General features: G+C 68.1%; 31 protein-coding genes. 1 reads left to right on the top strand and 30 read right to left on the bottom strand.

All coding sequences use genetic code 11. From position 1 onward, the window contains the following. Positions 1–131 precede the first annotated feature (131 nt). The 4 genes from OHA34_RS38445 to OHA34_RS07620 all read right to left on the bottom strand — a co-directional run bounded on the left by OHA34_RS38445 (position 132) and on the right by OHA34_RS07620 (position 6113). Entirely contained in the window at positions 132–506 is a 375-nt protein-coding gene (locus OHA34_RS38445) for a DUF6300 family protein (RefSeq protein ID WP_443029623.1), read from the bottom strand. Then, positions 503–4063, bottom strand: coding sequence for a DNA polymerase III subunit alpha (dnaE, locus tag OHA34_RS07630; RefSeq protein ID WP_329521134.1), 3561 nt, complete (start codon positions 4061–4063; stop codon positions 503–505). The genes OHA34_RS38445 and dnaE overlap by 4 nt, the downstream gene beginning before the upstream one ends. 266 nt (positions 4064–4329) lie before the next feature. Beyond that, positions 4330–5925, bottom strand: a complete 1596-nt coding sequence (locus OHA34_RS07625; RefSeq protein ID WP_329521133.1) for an asparagine synthase-related protein — start codon at positions 5923–5925, stop codon at positions 4330–4332. Between the two features lie 59 nt (positions 5926–5984). After that, on the bottom strand, positions 5985–6113 hold the full coding sequence (locus OHA34_RS07620) for a hypothetical protein (RefSeq protein ID WP_329521132.1): 129 nt from the start codon (positions 6111–6113) through the stop codon (positions 5985–5987). A 238-nt stretch (positions 6114–6351) separates the two neighbouring features. On the opposite strand from OHA34_RS07620, the gene OHA34_RS07615 reads away from it, so the two are divergent. Further along, positions 6352–7653 (top strand): hypothetical protein, encoded by a 1302-nt coding sequence (locus OHA34_RS07615; RefSeq protein ID WP_329521131.1) that lies wholly within the window; start codon positions 6352–6354, stop codon positions 7651–7653. Between the two features lie 160 nt (positions 7654–7813). Here the strand turns inward: OHA34_RS07615 and OHA34_RS07610 are convergent, their stop codons facing one another. The 26 genes from OHA34_RS07610 to OHA34_RS07485 form a co-directional block, all read right to left on the bottom strand. Next, on the bottom strand, positions 7814–7987 hold the full coding sequence (locus tag OHA34_RS07610) for a hypothetical protein (RefSeq protein ID WP_329521130.1): 174 nt from the start codon (positions 7985–7987) through the stop codon (positions 7814–7816). A 90-nt stretch (positions 7988–8077) separates the two neighbouring features. Further along, positions 8078–9127 carry a tyrosine-type recombinase/integrase gene (locus OHA34_RS07605; protein WP_329521129.1) on the bottom strand — a complete coding sequence of 350 codons (1050 nt, stop codon included), beginning with the start codon at positions 9125–9127 and terminating at the stop codon, positions 8078–8080. 151 nt (positions 9128–9278) lie between these two features. Further along, positions 9279–9740: a hypothetical protein gene (locus OHA34_RS07600; RefSeq protein WP_329521128.1), complete on the bottom strand. Its 462-nt coding sequence runs from the start codon at positions 9738–9740 to the stop codon at positions 9279–9281. 17 nt (positions 9741–9757) lie between these two features. Then, positions 9758–10501, bottom strand: coding sequence for a hypothetical protein (locus tag OHA34_RS07595; protein ID WP_329521127.1), 744 nt, complete (start codon positions 10499–10501; stop codon positions 9758–9760). Between the two features lie 115 nt (positions 10502–10616). Next, positions 10617–10865 carry a hypothetical protein gene (locus OHA34_RS07590; protein ID WP_329521126.1) on the bottom strand — a complete coding sequence of 83 codons (249 nt, stop codon included), beginning with the start codon at positions 10863–10865 and terminating at the stop codon, positions 10617–10619. A gap of 321 nt (positions 10866–11186) precedes the next feature. Then, positions 11187–11366, bottom strand: a complete 180-nt coding sequence (locus tag OHA34_RS07585; RefSeq protein ID WP_329521125.1) for a hypothetical protein — start codon at positions 11364–11366, stop codon at positions 11187–11189. Between the two features lie 194 nt (positions 11367–11560). Further along, the gene (locus OHA34_RS07580; protein ID WP_329521124.1) at positions 11561–11947 is read right to left on the bottom strand and encodes a hypothetical protein; all 387 of its coding nucleotides are present in this window, start codon (positions 11945–11947) and stop codon (positions 11561–11563) included. Positions 11948–12182: 235 nt separating this feature from the next. Continuing rightward, complete coding sequence (locus tag OHA34_RS07575) at positions 12183–12446, bottom strand: hypothetical protein (protein ID WP_329521123.1); 264 nt, start codon at positions 12444–12446, stop codon at positions 12183–12185. A gap of 337 nt (positions 12447–12783) precedes the next feature. Beyond that, positions 12784–12963: a hypothetical protein gene (locus OHA34_RS07570; RefSeq protein ID WP_329521122.1), complete on the bottom strand. Its 180-nt coding sequence runs from the start codon at positions 12961–12963 to the stop codon at positions 12784–12786. Positions 12964–13027: 64 nt separating this feature from the next. After that, positions 13028–13192, bottom strand: a complete 165-nt coding sequence (locus tag OHA34_RS07565) for a hypothetical protein (RefSeq protein WP_329521121.1) — start codon at positions 13190–13192, stop codon at positions 13028–13030. Positions 13193–13235: 43 nt separating this feature from the next. Further along, a complete protein-coding gene (locus OHA34_RS07560) occupies positions 13236–13418 on the bottom strand; it encodes a hypothetical protein (protein ID WP_329521120.1) in 183 nt (60 codons plus the stop codon). Positions 13419–13421: 3 nt separating this feature from the next. Further along, positions 13422–13865: a transcriptional regulator gene (locus OHA34_RS07555; protein ID WP_329521119.1), complete on the bottom strand. Its 444-nt coding sequence runs from the start codon at positions 13863–13865 to the stop codon at positions 13422–13424. Beyond that, positions 13862–14068: a hypothetical protein gene (locus OHA34_RS07550; RefSeq protein WP_329521118.1), complete on the bottom strand. Its 207-nt coding sequence runs from the start codon at positions 14066–14068 to the stop codon at positions 13862–13864. The genes OHA34_RS07555 and OHA34_RS07550 overlap by 4 nt, the downstream gene beginning before the upstream one ends. Beyond that, complete coding sequence (locus tag OHA34_RS07545; RefSeq protein WP_329521117.1) at positions 14065–14295, bottom strand: hypothetical protein; 231 nt, start codon at positions 14293–14295, stop codon at positions 14065–14067. Before OHA34_RS07545 ends, OHA34_RS07550 begins: the two co-directional genes overlap by 4 nt. Beyond that, on the bottom strand, positions 14292–14723 hold the full coding sequence (locus OHA34_RS07540) for a hypothetical protein (protein ID WP_329521116.1): 432 nt from the start codon (positions 14721–14723) through the stop codon (positions 14292–14294). Before OHA34_RS07540 ends, OHA34_RS07545 begins: the two co-directional genes overlap by 4 nt. 83 nt (positions 14724–14806) lie before the next feature. After that, positions 14807–14971 carry a hypothetical protein gene (locus OHA34_RS07535; RefSeq protein WP_329521115.1) on the bottom strand — a complete coding sequence of 55 codons (165 nt, stop codon included), beginning with the start codon at positions 14969–14971 and terminating at the stop codon, positions 14807–14809. A 31-nt stretch (positions 14972–15002) separates the two neighbouring features. Further along, positions 15003–15473 carry an NUDIX hydrolase gene (locus OHA34_RS07530; protein ID WP_329521114.1) on the bottom strand — a complete coding sequence of 157 codons (471 nt, stop codon included), beginning with the start codon at positions 15471–15473 and terminating at the stop codon, positions 15003–15005. A 3-nt stretch (positions 15474–15476) separates the two neighbouring features. After that, positions 15477–15734: a hypothetical protein gene (locus OHA34_RS07525; protein ID WP_329521113.1), complete on the bottom strand. Its 258-nt coding sequence runs from the start codon at positions 15732–15734 to the stop codon at positions 15477–15479. 16 nt (positions 15735–15750) lie between these two features. Next, positions 15751–16074: a hypothetical protein gene (locus OHA34_RS07520; RefSeq protein ID WP_329521112.1), complete on the bottom strand. Its 324-nt coding sequence runs from the start codon at positions 16072–16074 to the stop codon at positions 15751–15753. A 13-nt stretch (positions 16075–16087) separates the two neighbouring features. Further along, positions 16088–18169 (bottom strand): hypothetical protein, encoded by a 2082-nt coding sequence (locus tag OHA34_RS07515; RefSeq protein ID WP_329521111.1) that lies wholly within the window; start codon positions 18167–18169, stop codon positions 16088–16090. A gap of 17 nt (positions 18170–18186) precedes the next feature. After that, positions 18187–18753, bottom strand: a complete 567-nt coding sequence (locus OHA34_RS07510) for a hypothetical protein (RefSeq protein WP_329521110.1) — start codon at positions 18751–18753, stop codon at positions 18187–18189. Positions 18754–18800: 47 nt separating this feature from the next. Then, the gene (locus OHA34_RS07505) at positions 18801–19187 is read right to left on the bottom strand and encodes a hypothetical protein (protein ID WP_329521109.1); all 387 of its coding nucleotides are present in this window, start codon (positions 19185–19187) and stop codon (positions 18801–18803) included. A gap of 17 nt (positions 19188–19204) precedes the next feature. Then, positions 19205–20365, bottom strand: a complete 1161-nt coding sequence (locus tag OHA34_RS07500; RefSeq protein ID WP_329521108.1) for a hypothetical protein — start codon at positions 20363–20365, stop codon at positions 19205–19207. Then, positions 20366–20731 (bottom strand): hypothetical protein, encoded by a 366-nt coding sequence (locus OHA34_RS07495; RefSeq protein ID WP_329521107.1) that lies wholly within the window; start codon positions 20729–20731, stop codon positions 20366–20368. A 45-nt stretch (positions 20732–20776) separates the two neighbouring features. Beyond that, positions 20777–21241, bottom strand: a complete 465-nt coding sequence (locus OHA34_RS07490) for a hypothetical protein (RefSeq protein ID WP_329521106.1) — start codon at positions 21239–21241, stop codon at positions 20777–20779. Positions 21242–21387: 146 nt separating this feature from the next. After that, positions 21388–21633: a hypothetical protein gene (locus OHA34_RS07485; protein ID WP_329521105.1), complete on the bottom strand. Its 246-nt coding sequence runs from the start codon at positions 21631–21633 to the stop codon at positions 21388–21390. Positions 21634–21796 lie beyond the last annotated feature (163 nt).

Raw genomic sequence — 21796 nt, 5'->3', positions numbered from 1 at the left:
GGCGCGCGCCCGGGGCCGCGGTACCACCTTGCACGCGTGGATGGCCGCGAGTCGATAAGGAACCGTCCCAAGCAGATCTCACCGAAGAGACAGAACCCCGCCGTAGACGAGAAGACGCTGGCAGGAGATGCTCAAAGCTCTCCGGTCCGCCAGGCCGCGGCCTCAACATCGATTGCGGTCGTATCTGCTGGGAGAAGAACGATCTCGTTTGTCCAGGCTTGGAGGAGCCTGGCGCATTGGTCGACTGTGGCGCTCTCCACGGTCCCGTACACGGCGAAGAACGTGATCAATGCGCCCGCTGCCGGCCGGTGTGCGTCGCAGCGGGGGCATAGCACCACCACGGTGGTCCCCTTGACCTTGTGCCCGTCAGCGCGGCTGACGTCGTGCGGGACTCTGGCCGAGGCCAGGCCCTCGCCGCCGCAGCGCGGGCAGGTGGGAGGCTGCGGCGCCGAGACCACGTGAATCCGTCCGGCGGGCGGTGGACCTCGGCGAGGCAGCGGACTCATTGCGACACGGCCCCGGCACCGAACAGGCTCTTGAGGTCGCCGAACAGGGCCGGCCCCGGCTGAACTTGGAAGGGCTCCAGGTTCATCAGGACGTTCTTGCGTCCGCCGTGGCGCCGCAGGAGCATGTGCACGGGGGCCTCGCCCGGGTGCGCCTTCAGTACCCGCCTGAGTTCGCCGGTAGCGGGTTCGGTGACGCGGCTCTCGGCGATGGTGATCACCACCGGTGAGTCCTTACCGGTCGGTCCCGACACGTCCAGGACTTCCATCTCCTGGGCGTGGACGGAGATGGACCCGTCGCGGTCGTTGATCCGGCCGAGCACCGAGATCACCACGTCCGCAGCCAGATCAGGTGCGTGGAGCTGGTAGACCTTGGGGAAGAACAGCACTTCCAGCGATCCTTCGAGGTCCTCGAGCTTGATGATCGCCCAGGTGTTGCCCTGCTTGGTGACCTTGCGGTCCAGGCCGGAGATGAGCCCCGACAGCCGCACCGTGCCTTCCCGGCCACCGGCGCCGATCTCGGCGGTGGAGGCGTCGCGATTGCGTTCCAGGATGCGTTCGGCGCCGTCCAGGGGATGGCTGGAGACATACAGGCCGAGCATCTCCCGCTCGAAGGTGAGCAGCGTGCCCTTGTCCCACTCGTCTGCGTCAGGCACCGTCACAGTCGCCGCCGAGCCGGAGCCACCGGGTTCGTCGAGGCCACCGAACAGGGAGTCCTGGCCGATCGCGGCGTTCTTCTTCTCCGAGATGACCGAGTCGACGGCCGGTTCGTGGATCAGCAGCAGCGCCCGGCGCCGGTGCCCGAGGCTGTCGAACGCGCCCGCTTTGATCAGCGACTCGATGGCGCGCTTGTTGCAGACCGGCATCGTGACCTTGGACAAGAAGTCGGTGAAGTCGGTGTAAGGGCCCTGCTCGGTACGGCCGGTCATGATTCCGGCGACGACGTTGTCCCCAACGTTGCGGATCGCATTGAGGCCGAACCGGATGTCGTTGCCGACCGCGGCGAACATGGCGACCGACTCGTTGACGTCGGGCGGCAGGACCTTGACCTTCATGCGGCGGCACTCTCCCAGGTACACCGCCATCTTGTCCTTGTTGTCGCCCACCGAGGTCAGAAGCGCCGCCATGTACTCGGCGGGATAGTTGGCCTTCATGTACGCGGTCCAGTACGACACCAGCCCGTACCCGGCGGTGTGGGACTTGTTGAACCCGTACTGGGAGAAGGGGACCAGGACGTCCCAGACGGCCTGGGCGGCCTGGGCGGTGTAGCCCTTGTCGGCCATGCCCTTGGAGAAGATCGCCCACTGGCGGTCCATCTCCTCTTTCTTCTTCTTGCCCATCGCGCGGCGCAGGATGTCGGCGCCGCCCAGGGTGTAGCCGGCGAGCTGCTGCGCGATCGCCATGACCTGCTCCTGATACACCACCAGGCCGTGGGTGCTGCCCAGGATCGGCTCAAGGACCTCGGCCAGCTCAGGGTGGATCGGGGTGGTCTCCTGCTGCCCGGCCTTGCGCAGCGCGTAGTTGGTGTGGGCGTTGGCGCCCATCGGCCCCGGCCGGCCCAGCGCCAGCACAGCGGAGACGTCCTCGAACTCGGTCGGGGCCATGAGCTTGGTCAGGTCCCGCATCATCGTGGAGTCGAGCTGGAAGATCCCCAGCGTCCACCCAGCGCGCAGCAGCTCGTAGGTCTTGGCGTCGTCCATCGGGAGCGTGGACATCTCCAGCTCGATGCCGCGGTTGGCCTTCACGTTCGCGACGGCGTCGCCCAAGATCGTGAGGTTCCGCAGCCCGAGGAAGTCCATCTTCAGGCAGCCGATCTCCTCGCAGCTCGGCCCGTCGAAACCGGTGATCCGCGCGCCGTCGTCTTGGCGCTGGTGGATCGGCATGACCTCGATCAGCGGCTCGGACGACAGGATCACGCCGGCGGCGTGTACACCGGTGCCGCGCGTCAGGCCCTCGATGCCGACAGCGGTGTCCATGACCCGTTTGACCTCGACGTCATCGGAGTAGAGCTGCCGCAGCTCGCCAGCCTCGCCGTGACGGGGGTGCTTGTCGTCGAAGATCGCCGACAGCGGGATCTCCTTGCCCGCCGCGGCCGGCGGGAATGCCTTGGTGATGCGGTCGCCGAGCGCGAACGGCAGCCCGTGGATGCGGCAGGAGTCCTTCACCGCGGCCTTGGACTTGATCGTCATGTAGGTGATGATCAGGGAGACGTTGTCGCGGCCGTACCGCTCGGTCACGTACTGGATCATCCGGTCGCGCTGGCGGTCGTCGAAGTCGAGGTCGACGTCGGGCATCGAGACGCGTTCGGGGTTGAGGAACCGCTCGAAGATCAGCCCGTGCTCGATCGGGTCGAGTTCGGTGATCCCGGTGACGTAGGAGACCATCGATCCGGTCGCCGACCCGCGGCCGGGGCCGAGCCAGATGCCGTTGTCGCGGGCGTAGTTGCAGATGTCGGCGACGACGAGGAAGTAGCCGGGGAACCCCATCTCGTCGATGACGCCCAGCTCATAGTTGATCCGCTCGGTGACCTCGGCCGGGACCTGCGCGCCGTAGCGGCCGACCGCGCCGCGCTCGGCCTCCTTTCGCAGCCACGAGGACTCGGTCTCACCGTCGGGGACGGGGAACTTGGCGGCCAGATCCCGGTTGGCGAACACCGCGTCGTAGTCGCTGACCATCTCGGCGACCAGCAGCGTGTTGCGGCACCCCTCCTGCCAGGCGTCCGAGGCGTCCAATGCCCGCATCTCATCTGCGGTCTTGAGGTAGTAGCCGGACCCGCTGAACCGGAACCGGGCCGGGTCGGCGATCTGGGATCCGGTACCGACGCACAGCAGCGCGTCATGCCCCTGGGCCTGGTCCTCGGTGACGTAGTGAGAGTCGTTGGTGACCAGCGGCGGGATGCCGAGTTCCTTGCTGATCTTCAGCAGGTCCTCGCGGACCCGGCGCTCCAACGGCAGACCGTGGTCCATGAGCTCCAGGAAGTAGTTCTCCTTCCCGAAGATGTCCTGATACTTGGCGGCGGCCTTGAGCGCTTCGTCGAACTGCCCCAGCCTCAGCCGGGTCTGCACCGCGCCGGACGGGCAGCCGGTGGTGGCGATGATCCCCTTGCCGTGGGTGGCCAGGAGCTCATCGTCCATCCGCGGCCACTTGCGGTAGTGGCCCTCCAACGAGGCGAGGGAGGCGATCTTGAACAGGTTCCGCAGGCCCTCGGAGTCCTTGGCCCACATCGTCTTGTGAAGGTAGGACCCTGACGCCGAGACGTCACCGCCCTCACCGGTCTCCTCGTTGGTCTTCTTCTGGTGCGGTTCGCCCCACATGATCGGTTTGCGGACGTGCCGTGACTCGGGCGCAACGTACGCCTCGATCCCGATGATCGGCTTGATGTCCGACCCGCGCGCGGCCTTGTAGAACTCATACGACCCGAACATGTTTCCGTGGTCTGACATGGCGACCGCGGGCATCCCCAACTCCGCCGCCTTGCCGACCAGCGGCTTGATCTTGGCGGCACCGTCGAGCATCGAGTACTCGGTGTGAACATGCAGGTGAACGTACGAATCAGACAACTTGCCAGGCGCCTTTCGCAGATGGTCCGGAGTGGGTCGAGCCGGTCCTCTGAGACTACGGCGACCCGTGGGCCCGGTGAGGCAACCCACCGCATCCGACCCCCGGAAGCCCCAGAACATGGGCCGCCGGCCGCGTGTCGTCAGGCCGTGGCCATGGATGTTGAAGCGACACGCGGCCGGATCCGGCCGCCTCCGACCGGCGACGGGCTCGGCGCCCCCCACAGCCGCGGGCGCGGTGCCGAGCCCAACACCCCAAGCACCCAGAGTCAGGCCCCGGCCATGGACTGCAGCGCGGTTTCCAGCATCAGCGGCCGGTACAGCGCCCGCACCCGGCCGCCCGCGCGGCCGTCCCGACACGCCTCCAGCACCGCGTCGGGGTCGACGATGCCCTGGTCGGCCAGCACCGATCCCTGACTGACCAGGTCAGCGAGCAGCCCAATACCCCAGCGCCGCATCGCGGTCTCCATCACGGGCGCGAAGTTCTCGCGCAGCACCGGCCACACCACCCGATCCGACAGGCCCCGGCGGGCCAGGCACTCGCGGATCACCCTCTTGTGGTGCCGCCACTCCAGCGGCAGCGACTCCCCGAACCGGGCCAGCTCCGGCGCCGCCAGCGGCGACACCGGCCACAGCCCTTGGCGCATCGTCTGTGGGAACCGCGGCTCCAGCCCGGCCAGCACCGAATACTTCAGCACCGGCACCGGCGCCGACCCCTCGGCCAGGACCGGCACGACCTCCCGGGCTTGCTTGCCCAGCCACCCGGGGATCGGACGCACCGGGCGTTGCTGCCCCAGCCGCTGGAACTCCTCGGGCCGCAGCCCCACCATGTCGTCGCCGGCGGCACCGGTGAACACGGTGGTCACACCGGCGGCCACCAGCTCCTGCTGGAACAGCTCCGTGGCTTCGGCGTAGTTGCCGTCGTTGGGAGAGAACCGCGTCCCGCGGCGTGTCCCCCCGGGGTGGAACGGCGCATGGTCGGCCACCGACACCACGTGGTCGGGGCCGATGCCCAGCACGTCGATCATCTCGGCCCGGCGCGCCATCTGTTGGTCGCCGGCGGCGCCCGGCAGCCTCATCACCGCGGTGCGCACCGAACCGTGCATCTCAGACAATGCGGCGGCGACCACGGCCGAGTCCATCCCGCCCGACAACTCCACAGCGACATGCCCGGGCGTGGCCTGCCACCGCGCGGTCACCTCCTCCAGCAGTTGCTGAAACACCGGGACGGGATCGGCGCCCTCGCGCAGCGTCCGGGGCCGGGCATGCTGCGCGGGGCTGGGCAGAGTGATCGACAGAGCCGACCCGTCGAAGACCGCCGACGCCCGCTCGGTCAACGAGTAGACCCCGCTGAACAGCGTCGCCGGGCTGTACAACGTCCGCAGCGACACAAACCGGGTGGCCTCCTCCAGATTCAGCCGGTTCACCGACCACACCGGCTCCAAGTCCAGCAGATCCCACGACCCGTGCAGGGTCTCGCCGTCGACACCGAGCTGAAGCGGCGCCTCCCCGGTCGCCCCGCACGACACCGTGACGGTCCCGCGGTCCGCCGGCCCGGTCAGGTCCACCACGGTGAACCCGATCGGCCACTCGGTGACACCGCGGCGGCGGTCGTTGAACGCCGGCTCGGCAAGCTCCGCCGGCGCAGCCCCGACCCCCGGCGCCGGAAGCGCGCCGGTCCCTCCGGCGCGTTCACGGACGATCAGGAACGCTGCCGCGCCGCCGCTCCGCACCACCATCTGATGTTCGAGGGCTTCATGGGCGAACGGCTCCACCCAGCCGCACGGCGCACTCCACCGGCGACCATCCCACACCCAACCCTCCGCCAGGTCGAACCCGCGCCCGGCGACTCGCAACTTCAGCATCAGCCCTCCCGAACCGAGGCGGCCCCGGCCCGCCGATCGCGGGCCGGGGCCAGGGGTAGCTAGTCCTCTTCGGAGTAGGTGTCGGAGGAACCGGCCGTCTTGCTGAGCAGCGTCTCGGCCGAGGGGATCTCCAGGACCTGCACGTCAGCGAACAGCTCCTCCACCTTGCGCTGGCTCTCTTCCGCCATTTCGGTCCTTCCTTTCTGTGGATTCCGTCCCGGATTCGCATCCGGGATGACCCCTGCGGGATCTCTTCAATAAAAACTCGCAAGCACCTTGATCGGCAGAGCCATACCTTTTACTTCGTTTCTCTCGTATTACGTTGTTTTCTTGGTAGGAGTATTTCAGGGGATACGCGCAGGCGAGGAGGATATTGGGATGCCACGGCCACGCACCAGTCCCGTCCGAAACCGCAAATTGGCGGATTTGATCGCCCGCACCGGATGCACCTACGGGCGTATCGCCGAAATGACCAATCGGGTGGGCGGCGAAGACGGCGCGGACCTGCGTTGCGCCGCCTCGTCCTTGGGTAGATGGCTCAATGGGACGATCCCGATGCCGGCCGTCATGGCGGCGGCGGTGGAGGCGTTCGCCCGGTTACTGGACCGCCCCGGCCTGACGGCCGCCGACCTCGGATGGCCTACCGAAACGATCCCCCCGCCTGATGATCCCTGGCACGGTGACCCCGTCGCCTGGGTCGCCCACCTAGGACGCGACGACATGCTCAACCGGCGTACCGCCCTCACCAGCGGCCTGTACTCACTGGCCGCCGCTACCTTGCCCGACCGATCCCACAAGATCACCGACCGGACCGGTCCCGCGCGCCGGGCAGGACAGTCCGACGCGGAGCGAATCCGTACCGCCACCGAGCACTTCGGCGTGCTCGATGACATGTACGGCGGGGGCCACGCACGTTCAGCCGTCGCCGCCTACCTCACCCACGACGTGGCGCCCCTGCTACGCGGCACAACCGGCCGGGCCCGCCCAGCCCTGTTCCTCGCTGCTGCGGAACTGACCTACCTGGCGGGCTGGATGGCCGCCGACTCGATGCGCACCGGCCTCGCCCAGCGGTATTACGTACAGTCCGTTCGCTTGGCAGAAGAGGCCGAAGACCCCATCATGCGGTCCACCGCTCTGCGGAGCCTGGCCGTCCAAGCGATCGAGCTGGGCCATAACCGTGCGGGGCGCGACCTGGCCGACGCCGCCGCCGACGGCATCAAAGCTGGCTCCCCTGTCCGGACCCGGGCATGGATCACCGGAATGTGCGCCGAAGCGCACGCCGCCGCCAGCCACGACCGGCACCGAGCCCGAAGCCTGCTCCGCAAAGCGGAAGCCGACCTGGACCGCGCAGATTCCCTGCCCGAAAGCGAGTTGTTCGGGAACTACCGCCGCACCTCGTTCAACCATCAAGTCGGGCTCACGCTGGCCCAATTGGGCGACCTGCGGGGCGCAGAGGAGCACTTCGCAGTGTCTGTCGGTTCCCGGCTGACGGTCGAGCGGAGGAGTCGGGCGCTGATCGGAGCGCGTCTCGCGCACGTCCAACTCCGCCAGCGGCACCCCGAGCAGGCCGCGAACACTCTGATCGGCCTTTCCGACGACCTGGCGGTCGTCTCATCGGAACGAACCCGGCGCATCCTCACCGAGATCCGCCGCACCTGGCAGCCCCTTCTTACCGTTCCCAAGGTCGGGGAAGCGGACCGGCTCCTGGCCACTCTCCCCAAACCTTGACCTGAGCACGTAATCGCAGGTGGGAGTGGATGGCCCGGCCCTGAGTCGTGCTCACAAGCTCACCGATTAACCGCAGTCCAGACATGACGAAGCGCCACACCCCCGGAGGGATGTGGCGCTTCCTGCCGGACGGGCTTCCCCACCCGCCGACCAGGTCAGGCTACCGGGGCAGCTCCGATGTCTTGATGTAGACCGGCGACCGCCGCGCCAGCCCAAGGGACAGCAGCGCGCGGCCGGCCGCCGGGTAGTGCGTCTCGACCCAGCGGGACGCCACCGCGTACGCGAGGGTGACGGCCGGGGTGACGATCTCCCACGAATCCAGGCGCTTCTTCAAAGTCTGGGTGGTGGCCCCGATGTAGCGGACGAAGGTGTCGCGGGGGTCGATGAGCGCGTAGACGATTCCAGTCGCATTGTTGCCACGTGGTCACTCCTCGGTGTCGGCGTCCAGCGGGGGAGTGGCAGAGTGCGCCCCAGGGAAGTCAAGGCTGTCCACGGCTTCGCGTTTGACGAGTTCCGGCCGGCGGTCGTAGGCGGCCGTGGTCACTGGAGAAGCGTGTCCGACGAGGGCCTGAACGGTGGCCAGGTCGACTCCTTTGTCGAGGAGGTCGCCAATGAAGGTGTGGCGGAAGTCGTGGGTGGACAGTGGGGGCAGCCCAGCGCGGGCACGAACCCGCGCAACAACCATCCCAATGGCCCGCTTGGACATCGCATCTGGTCGCACATGACCCCATCGGTCGATCGGGCGGAACATCGGCCCGCGGCGGGTGCCCAGCAGCGCTAGCCAGGCATCCAGATGGGGGAGCACCCGCGGGTGAATGTACACGGTGCGTTCCTTGTTGCCCTTGCCGATGATGCGAAGAGCTCGGGCGCCAGCGTTGTAACGCTCGAGCACGATGTTCGCCACCTCTTCGCGCCGCGCGCCCGTGCACCACAGAATCCCGATCAGGGCCGCATTACGGACGCCCGACGGCCCGTCGACGTCCACGCTGGCGCGCAGCATCGAAGACAGCTCGTCAGGATTGAGACTCCGGCCGGCCTTCTCCCGCTTGGCATCCACGTTCTTGATTCGGGCAGCCGCGTCGTACTCGTCGGCCGTCATCAGGCCGAGGTACTTGCATTCCTGGAGAACTCGGCGGAGCGCTGACAGATGCTTGTTGACGTTGCTGGGAGACCAGCCCATCTCCAGCAGCAAGCCGCGGATACGTGAGGTGTGCTCGTATCGCAGGAGCCACCAGGAGCGGCCCGCGCCCGTGACCGGTGGGTGATCTCGGGGGAGTGGCCCGTCGATCTCCGCCTCAATGATCATCAGCGCGATTCGGTCGAGGCACCGCATCATCGTCGTCTTGGATTCGGGGCTGTCGAGTGAGTCCTTATAGGCGAGGTAGGGGTCGGCAGCGCCCCTGGGCGGTGGTGTGTGTGCGAGCAGGCTGACGGCCGTAACGATTTCGTCGCTGTGGGGGACAAGCTCAGTCACGAGTCGTCGACCTCCGTTTTCTATCATCAACTTCCCGGAATGTGCATTCTGTGAGCCCATCAGACGGCGGTCTGATCGCCCAGTTGTTCGCATCCGTCCTCGCCGCAGAGGATCACTTCCGCATCCCTACGCGACACGCCGGCGTCAGTGCTCATCGTTCATAGGTCGGCAAGGGGACGGCATGGCTGATCTGCTCCGCCAACTCCAGGGCCTCGCTCTCGCCGACGTGAAGAGTGCCGGCTCGCCACTCGAACAGCATCGTGCGCCAGCCTGGCTCGTCTAGCTCAGGGTGGTCGCTGATGGGCATGATGCTGACGTCCGCGGGTTCGACGACGAAGGTTCTGCGGTACTTGAGCGCCAACCGCCAGCGGAGCTTGTAGGTAGTGGCTGGCACGACACTCAGCGGGTTGCCTGAGGCGAGATCGTCCATAGCCTCAACGACGTCAGATCCTTCCACTTGCAGGATGTGCCAAGTACCGCGCGGGCTTGACCGTGTGATGTTGAGGGAGATGTCCCTGGTCCTGTCGACGTAGACAACGTCTGGGTGAGGGGACAGATGTCGTATCGCATCCCTGATCGCCGCCGTCGTGGCGCGGCTCAACAGCAGCTTCATGGTGTCGCCTCCGTCGGTCAGGAGCCGGTGATGATCGAGAGGCGGGGCCGGCGCGGTATCGGCTGCTTGCCGGGCGTGGGCCAGTCGTCGGCGGCGAGTCCGTAGTACGGCGGCTCCCAGCCGATCGGGCCGCGGAAGGACTTGCCCACTGCTTCGCGGTAGACCTTCTCCCAGTCGGCCTTGAAGTAGCACGGCAGGAGCCCGCCCTTGTTCGGGATCGGTGGTGGGGCTTCGCCGCGGGCGTCGAGCTGGGCCTGGACCTCGCGGGCCCGCTCCTCATGCCGGCGGCAGAACCAGCGGGTGATGGTCCACCCGGTCGCCATGTCGCGCTCGAGGACACGGATGCGCCCTTCGGTCCCGCAGACTCGGCCGCCTTGTGTGTGGTCGTGGGGGTGCGGGGCTCCCCCGGCAGGGGCGTGAACGATCGTGGCGCTGCGGTAGGTGTGGCCGCCGTGAGGTTGGTAGGCGCGGTGGCGTGGCCCCTCGCAGGACCCGGAGAAGGTGTAGGACGCTCCTGGCTGCTCGTAGCGGGGCGCATCGTCGGCGGTCAGGTCCCACAAACGGGGCTTCCCGGCCTCGTTGCCCCGGAGGATCCTCTTGACCTCACGCCAGAACGGGCGACCGTTGGGGCGTTCAGGGTGGCGGAACATGACCCAGCCCATGGTGAGGGCGACCTCGCGGGTGCCCGGCGGCATTCGGGTGTCGGCGTAGACCTCCCGGCAAAGGCCGTCGTACTTCTCGAGGTACTCGTCGACGCCCATGCTCAATTCTCCCATATATGCAGGTCAGAGGATATGTCGTCGGGATTATCCAGGTTGAACGGTGATCTCTGCTGCGGCCTTGGGCATCAGTTCTCCTCGTCCGGGACGGGCCTGTTCAGGCGACTCGGACTCTGACCAGAGCCCGGTAGGTCTTCCCCAGCATGGCCGCGCGCTCCACCGAGGGTGGTGATGAGGGTCGTGCTACGGCGTAGTTCGGGACGATGGCGAGTCGGACGGCCTGCCCGAAGAATGCGCGGGCCTCATCCAGGGCCTGCAGCTCCAGTTCCTCGGGGCTGTCCCCGTACGTCTCGGCGAGGAAGGTCCGCTCGTCCTGCTGCTGCTGCTGCTGGTCGTCGTATGTCATCGCTGGTGCCTCTCTAAGGACGGTGGATGAGGTTGAGCGCCGCATTGACGGTGTTGGTGTAGGGGGCCTGATGTTCCGTGAGGCGCCCGTCTGAGGACGGGCGCCCGGACGCAGCGCCAGGCTGGCGCGGTTCGTGTTCGGGTGGTGTTGCTATGAGCGGTGGATGATGACCTCGTAGGCGTCGTCACGGGCGACGGCGGTGATCCCGGTGACGTCTTCTTCTTCATCGAGGGCGATGTTGGCGATGCGGAACTGGAGGCGCGCCATGGTCAGGCTCCGTTCAGTGAGATGAATCGCGCGGGGTCATGGGCCGTGCGCTCCCTAACTCGCCATGATGGTGGAGCTGGTGCCGGCGGTGCACTCGCCGCTGAACAGGCCCTTCATGTCTTCGCCGGTGGCGAGGGCGGGCTTACTGCAGCAAGTGCAGATGTACGCCATGTGGTACTTCGCGGGACGGTCGATCTTGTAGACGGCGAATTTGATCTTGTGGAGATTCGACACGGGGGTCAGTCCTTTCTGGAGCGTGGTGTAGCGGCGGTGGTCGGACTGTGGTTCATGGGCAGTCTGGGCATGGGATCGGAGTTTTCTTGAGCGTCCGCCCGGTGAGCGGGTCGAGGACCTTGGAGACGCCGATCTGCTTGGTGCCGTTGCAGCGGGAGCAGCGCTTGCTCATCGGGGTGGCCGTCCGTCGCGGGTTAGCCGCGGCGCCATGGGGTGTCGTCGGTCTGCCACTGCCATGTCCAGCCGCGGGTGGTGAGCCACGCGCCGATGTTGTCTCGCATGCGGTCCCGGACGTGATCGCCACCCCTGTGCAGGTTGATCTGCACCCAGCGTTTCGGTGCTGGCTGCTCGGGGTCGTCGCAGGCGATGGGGCCGGCCGTGGTGTAGCAAACCTGTAGCCACAGCGGGAGTCCTTGGCCGGGCAGCATGGCGTACTCCCGGCACCCGGGCATGGTGGCTGACGGGCCGTCGTTCCAGCGGTGGCGCTTCTTTGCGCCGATGAGCTGACGGCAGTGGTCGAAGAGTTCGCGGATCTCTGCGGGGCTGGGTTGGCTCTCGATGATGATGTAGGTGGAGTCCATGGTCAGGCCCCCACCGGCCTGGGCAGGGCGCGACACCGCTCCGAGTGCTCCTGCGCCCAAGCTTTCGGGAGCGAACTGTTCGGGCCGCCGTCACGGCTTGAGGCACTGCAACCAGAGCAGACCCCCCACATCGGGAAGTCGTCGCTGGCATCCCAGACACTGACGAGGGCGCCGCCGACTGTGGCGTAGCGGGCGAGAACGCCCTCCGGCCAGGAGGTTTGGGGTGCGGTCATCATCAGGCTCCGTCCGGCTTGGGCATGGCGCGGCACCGCTCGGCGTGGGCTTGGCTCCAGGACTTGGCGGCCACGAACGCGTTCGCTCGACGAATGCCCTGGCTGACCTCGTCGTCCTGGCAGCCCAAGCACTCGGAGTACATCCAGGGCTCACCATCGGGGCTGCCCTCGTAGTCGCTGACATCGACGGTGCCGCCGCCGACGGTGGCGTAGCGGGCGATGACGCCCTCCGGCCAGGAGGCGGGCTTCTGGGCTGCGGTGTTCATCAGGCTCCGTTCGGGTGGGGCATGGCGCGGCATGCGGCGGCGTGCGCGTTCGCGGCGTCCAGCACGTCCGGCATCTCGCCGGGCTTCCGGACGTGGGACACCCACACCCCGCCCCAGCCGCCTTCTCGCCCGCAGCCGTGGCAGCGCCACGCATACCCGGAGAGGTGGTCCCCGGTGTATCGGCAGTCGTAATGGTGCGGATACGCCACGACTTGGGCGCCGCCGAGGGTAAGGAACCGAGCCAGCGGGAGCGGTCCGGCGGGTACTACCGGCCCAGCGGACGCCGCTGGCTCGATGTTGGAGGGCGACCGGCGGAAGCCCGGGAGGATGCTCATGGTCAGTTCCCCTCGTTCGAGTCGGTGTAGTTCCAGCCGCGGATGCGACCGAACCGCACGGCGTTCTCGGCGTTGACGACGTCCCGGTTGCGCTGCTCCCGGGTCGAGTCGTCTGCGTGGGCGAGTGCTTCTCGTGCGTCGGTCAGCCGCTGCACCGCGGCCTTCTTGTCGTTGCGAGTCACTGTCCAGTCCTTCCGGTGGCGATCGGGGGCGGTGACGTGTTCACCAGGGCGCGGGTACCGTTCATCAGGCTCCGTCCGGCTTGGGTGCGCAGTCCTCGTGATAAGCGGCGACGAGCTCGGCGGCCTTGACCTTGATGGCGCCGAGGCGGCCCACCCGTTCGCAGTTACGGGTGATCGCGACATAGGTGTCGCCCCGCTCGATCTCATTGCCGCATGCGCTGCAGGTCACGGGGGTTCGGTCCTTTCAAGAGGTGAGCGGGGGCGGTGCCGGGTCACCAGGGCGCGGGTAGGCCCGCCGTCCGGCAGAGATCCACGACCAGGGCGCGGATACCGTCCCTGGGGAAGGTCGTGGTCGTGATCGCTGCCGGTATCCGGGCGTTGGAGTTCGCGGTCACGACGATGCGCGTCATCCCGCCGGGGGCTTGCTCGATCGTGATGGTGTTTTTCGTCCCCATGGTTCAGTTCCTTCCTGTGATGATCGCGGCGGCGATGGCGCACCAGCCGATGTGCCATGCCTTGTCGAGTGCCGCGGCGCCGGTGGCGAGCGGCGGCTGTCCGAGGGCTGCGAACTTGTCCTTGCCCCAGCGGCTCATGGCTTTGGTGAGGAGCGGCATGACGCCGTGGTCGCGGCGGTCCATGGCGTAGTGGGAGGCCGCGTTCAGAGTGAGGCCGAGGAGGGTTCGGCGGATGCTGAGCTGCTCCCCTGTGGCTGCCACGGCCAGGCCGAGAAACGTCGCCTGCGTGGCAGTGAGTGTGGCGACGTGGATGGTGCACGCGCGGCGGCCGTCGGCGCCGGGGTTGCCTTTCGTGCGGGCGCACCAGTCCGTCTGTGTCCACACGTCGCCGACGCACTGGCCGGCGTGGAGCGCGGCGTACACGCCGCCGAAGCGTCCGAGGGTCATGACACCACCCGGTCCCGCTGGGTGTCCCAGGCGGTGCAGTGGGCCGCCTCGCGGCCGTCAGCCCACCGGATGGTGACCTGCCACACCGGCCACGATGACCGGTCCGTTTCGATGTCGAGGACTTCGTACTCCTGGCCCCAGTAGCCGTTGTAGTAGCGGCCACCGACCTTGCGGGGGCCGATCTCTTCGCTGAAGTCGGTCACCGCGGGCTCCCGCCCGGCCAGTGGTTTTCGAGGAGAGCACGCTCGTGATCTCCGCAGTAGCCGAACGAGGCGCCGCGCTTGGACGGCTTGCGGCACATGGTGTCGCGCTGGCCCCAATCCGAGTCGCCCTCGTCACAGCAGCAGTTGCCAGCGTCGAACGCGGCCTTCTCCTCTGTGGTGAACCGGTCGGGGTCGGTGTACGGGGTGACGATGCGGTTCCGGTTCACGCCACCTCCTGGATGGTGACGCTGTTGGCGTGGTCCTCGGCAGCGTGCTCCCGAGCCCAGCCGAGAGCGCCCCGCAGCGTCTTGTAGTTCACGCCGACGGCGGGCCGGCCAGTGTCATCGCGCCACCGCTGGTTGCAGGTGCCGCAGCGGCCCACGAAGTCGACTCGCAGGGGATTGCCGAAAACGAGTCGGCCTGGCCCGACGGCGATGGTGCCGGGCTCGGGGTCGGTGAGCGCAGCCAGCGCCTGAACGAGGTCGCTGCGGTCGAACGTGCTGGCGGCTTCGGTGAACATGGCGCGTGCCGTGGTGAGGTCACCGTCGTGGATGGCCTCGTGGATCGCGGCTGCTGCGCCATCGAGTGGGGTGGCTCCGCCGTACTCGGCGGTGATCTGTAGTAGGTCGGTCAGGTCTGGGTCGAAGTTGGTCATGTTGGTCCTTCGAGAAGGTTGCTGGTGTTCCGTGAGGCGGCCAGTCACGGGGTGACTGGCCGCCAGGACGCAGCACCAGAGCGCTACGACCTTTCGATGCGGACCTTGGACACCGACGCCCGGCAGCCCTGGCAGCTCACAGAGACCAGGACGTGCGACTGCCCGTTGGGCTCCTCGAGAGTCCAACTCACGCTGAGGTGCTCGCAGCTCCGGGAGGCGGGAAGCAGGTCGCTGTAGTTGATGTTCATGGCTGTCCTTTCTGAGGTGAACGCTGCGAGGTCAGATGATCCGGAGATAGCGCAGGTGCGAACGCCAGATCGGTTCGAGGTTGGGCAGCGCGGCGAGCTCCGCCGCGCTGTTCCAGCTCAGGTCGAGGAGTTCTCCGTTGCTGCGGACGTCGGGCTGCTGGGCGAAGCGGACGGCGAAGACCATCCACCAGTGCCAGTTCTCGCCGTCGACTGAGCCTGCGGCACGGTGGCAGCGGTCACCGCCGAGCCGGTTGAGGACGAGTTTCAAGTCGTCCGGGCGGACCTTGAGGCCCGTCTCTTCTTCCAGCTCCCGGATCCCAGCAGCCAGGAACAGAGGCTGCTCGGATCTGGCGCCCTTGGGCGTGGTGCGGGGCGTGAGTTCGTCGACGTGTCCAGCGCAGGGCGCAATGTCGCGCGGGGCCTTGGCTCGGAGCCCAGTCAGGTAGCGGCCGTTCCACTCGACAAGGACACCGACGACGGCGTGGTTGCAGAGGTCTCCCACCGCCTACGCCGCCCGCTGAGTCCGGCTGGTGCCGGTCAGGGTGAAGAGCCGCTTCCAGCCGGCGAGGGTCAGCTTGTAGCGGAGCCCGTCGGCGATGACCTGAATGACGAGCCCGGCGTCACGTAGTACCTCAAGCTGGTTCTTGACGACGTCAGGCGTGAGACCGGAAGCGTCGGCGATGCCGCGCGCCAGGGCGGGCTGGCGCATGGCGGTGAGCAGGGTCTGCTCGACGTTGTCCCACTGGGCGTTGGTGTCGGTCATGTGGTGGGTCCTTCCGTTAGCGGCGGGTGAGGTGGTGGTGGAGCTCTTTGACCAGGGCGCGGATCCGGTCGGATGGGGTCGCGTTGCTGGCCTTCTCGCAGACCATGACCAGCAGGAGCCGGCGGAGCTGGGCGTCCTGCTCATCGCCTCGGGCCTCGCTCAGCCACTCCTCGAAGGCTCGCGCTCGCGTGGTGACTTCGCCGGCGTCGTAAGCGCCGGTGGCCACGACGTTGTCGGGGGCGAGCCTCATCGCGCAGCCGACCGCGATGAGGCGGTCAGTGGAGCGAGTAGGAGTGCTGGTCGGGATCGGGTTCTTGCCGAGCAGGTGTAGCCAGTCCAACGTGGTCTCTCTCTCAACTGCAGGTGGCGTAGCGTCCGTCAGGGGTCTGTGTGGCGAGGCCGTCGGCGATGAGTAGGTCGAGCGCGCGGGACACGTCCAGGGCAGACAGGTCGCTATCGGCCATCAGGTCGGGGACCTCTGCGGTCCGCCGCTGGATGAGCGCCTCACGTGTGGCGTCAAGGTGCTCGGCGGGGACCGTGGCCCTCGGAGCGGCGGGGCGCGGCTCGGTCGCCTCGGGAACGGACTGCGCCTGGTCCTCGCCTGTGCTGGTCAGATCGGAGAGCGACCAACCGTCATCGTCAGCCAGCACCTGTCCCTGGCCGGTGTAGCCGAGCGGGACGATGGATGAGGTGATCGCCTCGTCGTAGGTAATGGGGTCTGCGGCGATCCGGCCGGCGATCTCGCGGACGTCGACGCCGGTCTCCCCGGGCTTCAGGTATTCGCGGATGCTCTTGGTTCGCTGGGTGATACCGCTGCGCTGGTCGATGCCCTTCAGGTAGTTGAGCCCGGGGACATCGCTGGGGAGATCCTCCGGGTTGCCCTCGGTGCCGAGCATCCGCTTCGCGATCCGGTCTGAGCGGTGGACACAGGCATTGAACGCGGTCAGTGCTTCGCGGACGCCGCGGTCTCCGAGGACGTCGACGTCGCCTTCCTGAGAGCCGAGGGTGAGACTGAACCCGACTTTGCGTCCCTCTTGGAGGATGGCCAGTGCCAGTGGCACTGCGAACTCCGCCAGCGCGGGGTCGTTGGTGATCATCGGCCATTCGTCGATGACGACGGCGACCATCGGGTGCTGCGGGGTGGGGTCGAACCAGCCCTTGCCGACGTTCTCGCGGCCCAGGTGGTCGGTCCACTTCATCTGCCCGAAGTAGGCGGCGCGTTGCCTCATCGCGGTGTAGGCCCACCACAGCAGCCGCACACATGACAGCGGGCCCCAGGCGGTCACGTCGGGGTGTCCACGCCACACCGCGAACGGCTGGCATTGCGGGTCCCCCATCCACAGCGCGCAGATGCGGCCGTGGTCGCACTCGGGGCAGGACCGGTCGGCCAGGCAGGTGCGGCACAGCTTTGCCTGCCCTGCTTCACACGCAACGACGTGGAGGGTGCTGGTTTTGCCGGAGCCGATGACGCCAACGGAGAGGCCGCCGGCGGCGCCGTTGTACGGGGCGTGGAGCTGCCAACGGGACGGTGTGGAGTCGGCGTATCGGCCGAGGGTGAAACAGCCCGTCTCGGGGTCGTAGGTGGACGCGCCGTCCCAGCGGTCTTCGCGCGCGTGGGCCTTGGTCTCGGTGAGGACGGTGACGACGCCGCGGCGGGCGCTGCGACTCTCGGGTGGCTCGACGCTGACGTGGTCGAAGGGGACGTCGTACAGGCCGGCGATCTGGCCCTCGATGGTCTTGAGATCGTGGAAGGTGCCGCGGCGGGCCACTGATAGCGCCACCTCGAACTTGAAGCCGCCGGGGAGTTCCTGGAGCCCGTGGAGGTGGGCGTCCTGGAGGTTGCCGTTGACGCAGAACTGGTCCCGGAAGCGGGTGAGCCGCTTATCCTCGCGCTGCTCGATGGGCGCTTCGATCGCGGGGGGCTCGTCAACGGCTGGGAGCTCGCGGCGCCGGTTGCGGTACAGGTGCGGCGCGGACACTGCCAGCCCCCCGCCGAGCAGCGCGATCTGCATCAAGCCGTGCGGGCCGACCGGCGTCCACGTGGAACCGACCAGCATCCACGCTGCCCCGGCGACTGCGGCGACCTTGGCGTTCTGCTGCTGTGCGCGGCGCGACCTCAGGGTTTTGGTGGTTTCGAGGAGGCGAGCCTCGCGTGTCCGCCACATCGCCCATCCGCCGCCCATGACCGAGGCGCCTGCGGCCGTCAGCGCCGCCCAGCCGAGGCCGGGGGTGGCGTAGTGCGCGATGGCCGCCGTGATGTCGGCTGCGGCCATCCATTTGAACGGGGCGAGGACGACCGAGTTCGCTGCGACGACCAGCCGCAGCCCGCCCGGTGCCTTGGGAGCGTCCGCGGTGACGGGTGCATCGGTGCTGGGCATCACCGCCCAGTCGGGCAGCGTGGCGATCTCCGGCGTCATCGTCGCGGCGACGGGCACGTCCGAGGTGTGGCTCTTCATCGTCGACTCCCCTCCCGCTGGTGGTAGCGCTTGTCCTTGGCGACCTCGGTGATGCCGCCAGCTGATGCGATGGCGTATCCGACGGGCCGCATGATCCGGTCTTCGCGGTTGATGAGGCACTCGCCCTCGAGCCGCGCGGTACACGCGGCCTCAAGCCACGCCGTGGCGATCCGCGCCCGCTCCACCCAGCGGGCGGCGAGCTCGAACTGCTCCATCCCTGTGGCGACGTTCGCTTTCGTTCGGGCTTCCGCAACGGCGGCTTCGGCCGTATCGATCTGCACGGCGAGGGCTCCGGTGATCGCGGTGCAGAGATCACGCCAGGCGGCATGTGTCACATCGCCCTGCAGAAACCGGATTCGCCGCGGCCGGGCCCAGCGGCCGGACAAGGGCAGGAGTGGAGCGTCCTGGATAACCCGCCCGTCGGTGGCGCCGAGCGTCTGCGCCGCAGTGTCCGCAGACGCGATGGTCAGCTGCCAATCCGCGACCCCGGCCAGCTGCCGGCGCGGAGCGTCAGCTCTGCGGAGCGTCTCGGCCATCTCGACCATCGCGATCGTGAGCCGCATCCTGCTCTCCCCTCCTGCCCTTGTTCGAGTTCCTGGTGGTGTGGTTGCTAGCCGCGGTCGTGGTAGCGCTTGTCCTGCGCGACCTCGTTCTGGCCGACCGTGCGGATCGCCTCGAACACCGGGAGGTAGCGGGCGTCGGTGGCCTCCACGAACTGGGTTCCGTGCCGCATGAGTTCCATGGCCTGCTCAGACACTCCCTGCACGAGGCTGAGCTGCGTGCGTCCCGCCTCGACCTCCACGAGGGTCGCCTCCATGAGGACGGTGGCCTTGTAGACATCGGTGATGTGACCGAGAACCGCCGCCATCTCGTCCATCCAGGTGCGGTGGGTGTAGGCACCCGCCGTGGTGGTCGACGCGGTCGCGCCGACGGTCGGGGTGAACGTGGGAGCGGGAGCGGGAGCAGTGGGGCGTTCGTACGGGACGGGACTGGTCATCGGGTTCCTCCTGGTGCTCATACGTCGGACAGGTAGCGGATTCCGGCGATCTCCTCGGGGCCACCGGCGGCCTCCACGGCGTTCAGGACGGGCCGCTCGATGAGCTCCACGCGGCGGAGCATGTCCGCGACCTGGCCGAGGAACATCTCGGTGTCCTGGTGGAGCTTGAGGACCCCGGCGATCTGGGAGCGGCCGGCGTCGGCGGTGGTGAGCTGCCGCAGCATCGCCTCCAGTTCGAGCGGGAGCGCCTCGAGGCACTGCCCGATCGCGACGACAGCCCGCTGCCACTCGCCGTGGGTGTAGGACTCCCCGCTCATGGGGCGCTTGGGCCGGGCGTACGCGATAGGTATGTTCCGGCGAGGGACGATCTGACCGGGCATGGGTTCTCCTTCGATCGCTGCCACCGGAGTGACCGGCGGCAAGGTGTCCTGCTTGGGTTGCGGCTCGGGCCGCGAACCGGGCTCTGGTGTGGCCTCCGCTCCGGGCGGAAGCTCAGGTGTCGACGGACCCTCGACCGGACGGCTGCTATCGGCCGTCGCAGGCTCGAGCTCGATCGGCTCGACGATCTCGGCGTCCACCACGGTCGACTCGGGCTCGGCCTCCTGGGCGGCGTCGGGCGCAGCCTCAGGCTCATCGGTGTGCCGCTGCTGTGCGGTCTGCTCGCCGTGGCACTTCACACACAGCCGCTCCTGCTTGCCATCGACCGTCGTGAGGGACCGGAGTGCGACCACGGCGCCGCACCGCCCGCACACCCCGAGCGGCACCCGGTTCGGACGCTCCTGCGCCTTCCGCTGGCGGCGTGTCTCATTCCATGCGGTGCGGGCACCGCCGCCCGCAGCGTCGAACACCCGACGCCACGGCCCCGTGGTGTCCCGGATCGCGCGGGCCCGCTCCGCCGAACGTGGCTCGCGCCGCATCCGCCGCCGGACGCCACCGGCGACACGGAGCCCCGCCCACGCCCACCACAGGCCCGTCGCCGGACCACCACGACGTCCGTCAGCGACCCGGCCCAGGACCCGCTGCGCCCACGCCTCACGGCGCTCACGCAGATCCTCACGGATGGCCTCCGCCGCGGCGCGTGCCTCATGCCGTGCCTGCCCGATAGCGGCGTCCGCAGCCCCACGGGTGATGAACCACGCCGCGAGCAGCGCAGTGACCAGTGCACTGACCGGTTCCATCTACTTGCCGTTGAGGTTGTTGGTGACGGCCCGGTCCACGTTTGCGCCGCCAGACTTCACAGCGCTCTGCAGCGTCGTGAACAGCGACCCGCTCGCGCTCATCAACGCGACCCCGAACACCACCGCGATGAGCGGGGTACGGACACGGTGAAGGCCGTTGCGCTTGCAAGCCTCCTCGAAAAAAAAGATCCCGGTGATGATCGCGATGAGGGTGAACACCCCCACCCCGAACAGGTTCATCCCGGTGAACCCTCCGAAGAGGTTGGTGATCGTGGCAGCCGCGCCGACGCCGACGAGCAGCAGCACCCACGCCACGAAACGCGGCACCCGGTGCTTGTAGTGGAGTGCTCCGGCGATGGCGGCCAAGATGACCGCTCCAGCAATAGTCATGTCGATCGGACTCCCTTCATGTCAGTCGAAGACCAGCCACAAAGTGGCGATGGCCGTGGTCACCAAGACCGCGATGTTGAAGTGCAGGACCCTGCTGAACAGCCACGCGGTTCCGAGACCGAGTAGCACGCCGGCGGCGCCGACAGTGACGTAGTAGGTGAGCGGGACCCAGACCAGCCAGCCGCGCTCGTAGCCCTCGGGCAGCCACGCCCGGGACCGGACGTAGGCGCGGTACTCGGCGAACGACGGCGGCTTAGCCGCGTAGACGCTCTTGGGATGTGAGGTCTTCTGCTGGGCACCATCCAGCGCCTGCCGGGACCAGTGCCGAACCAGACCCCAGACCTGGTCCAGGGTGCTGAGCCGGTCGCCGTCCAGGTCTGCCGCGGGCAGCGCGACCGTCATCTCGCTGGATCCCGGCGCTACGGGCGGGTCCTCGGACCTGATCGGGTCCGGGTAGGTGGTGCGAGTCGGTGGGACCTTCGTCATCGGGACCTGGTCGGCCTGGACCTGATCGGTCCGCGGCGCAGCCCGGTCGATGATCTGGTCCGCGGTGCACACATCCCGATCGACGGGAGGCGCGTCGAGATCCGAGGCAGGACCACCGAGGCTGACATCCGGAAGCGATGACATCGTCAGCCCCTCCTCGGCCGGAAGGCCGGGATCGCCTCGGCGAGCTCCATCAGCTTCTTGGTCAGCTCGACGTCGACCGCTGGCGCGTCATGCGGCCTCTGCTGCCGCACCTTCGCCAGCTCCCCACGCAGCCACTGCACCGCGAGATCGGCGCCCTTCCTGTGGTCGCCGGCAGCCTGCGCCGCCTCGATCTCCTGCCGGTACATGGAGGCGCGACCGGCGGCCTTGTCGCGAAGACTCGCGGGCACGGTTAGACTCCTCTCACGCGCGTGTGCGCGGGCACGGGTGCGTGTGTGCGCATGCGCGTGCACTCGCACGTTGGGCGGGTCCCCGGGGCATAGCCCCGCGAGCGACCGGATCCCCGACGCGACGTGGCGGCAGCGAGGATCTGAACCTCGCCAGCCAGCAGAC

Source organism: Spirillospora sp. NBC_01491 (assembly GCF_036227065.1).
Taxonomy (GTDB): Bacteria; Actinomycetota; Actinomycetes; order Streptosporangiales; family Streptosporangiaceae; genus Spirillospora; species Spirillospora xylanilytica.
Note: the sequence above shows the minus strand (reverse complement) of the source record. Positions and strands in the feature narration are given on the sequence as shown.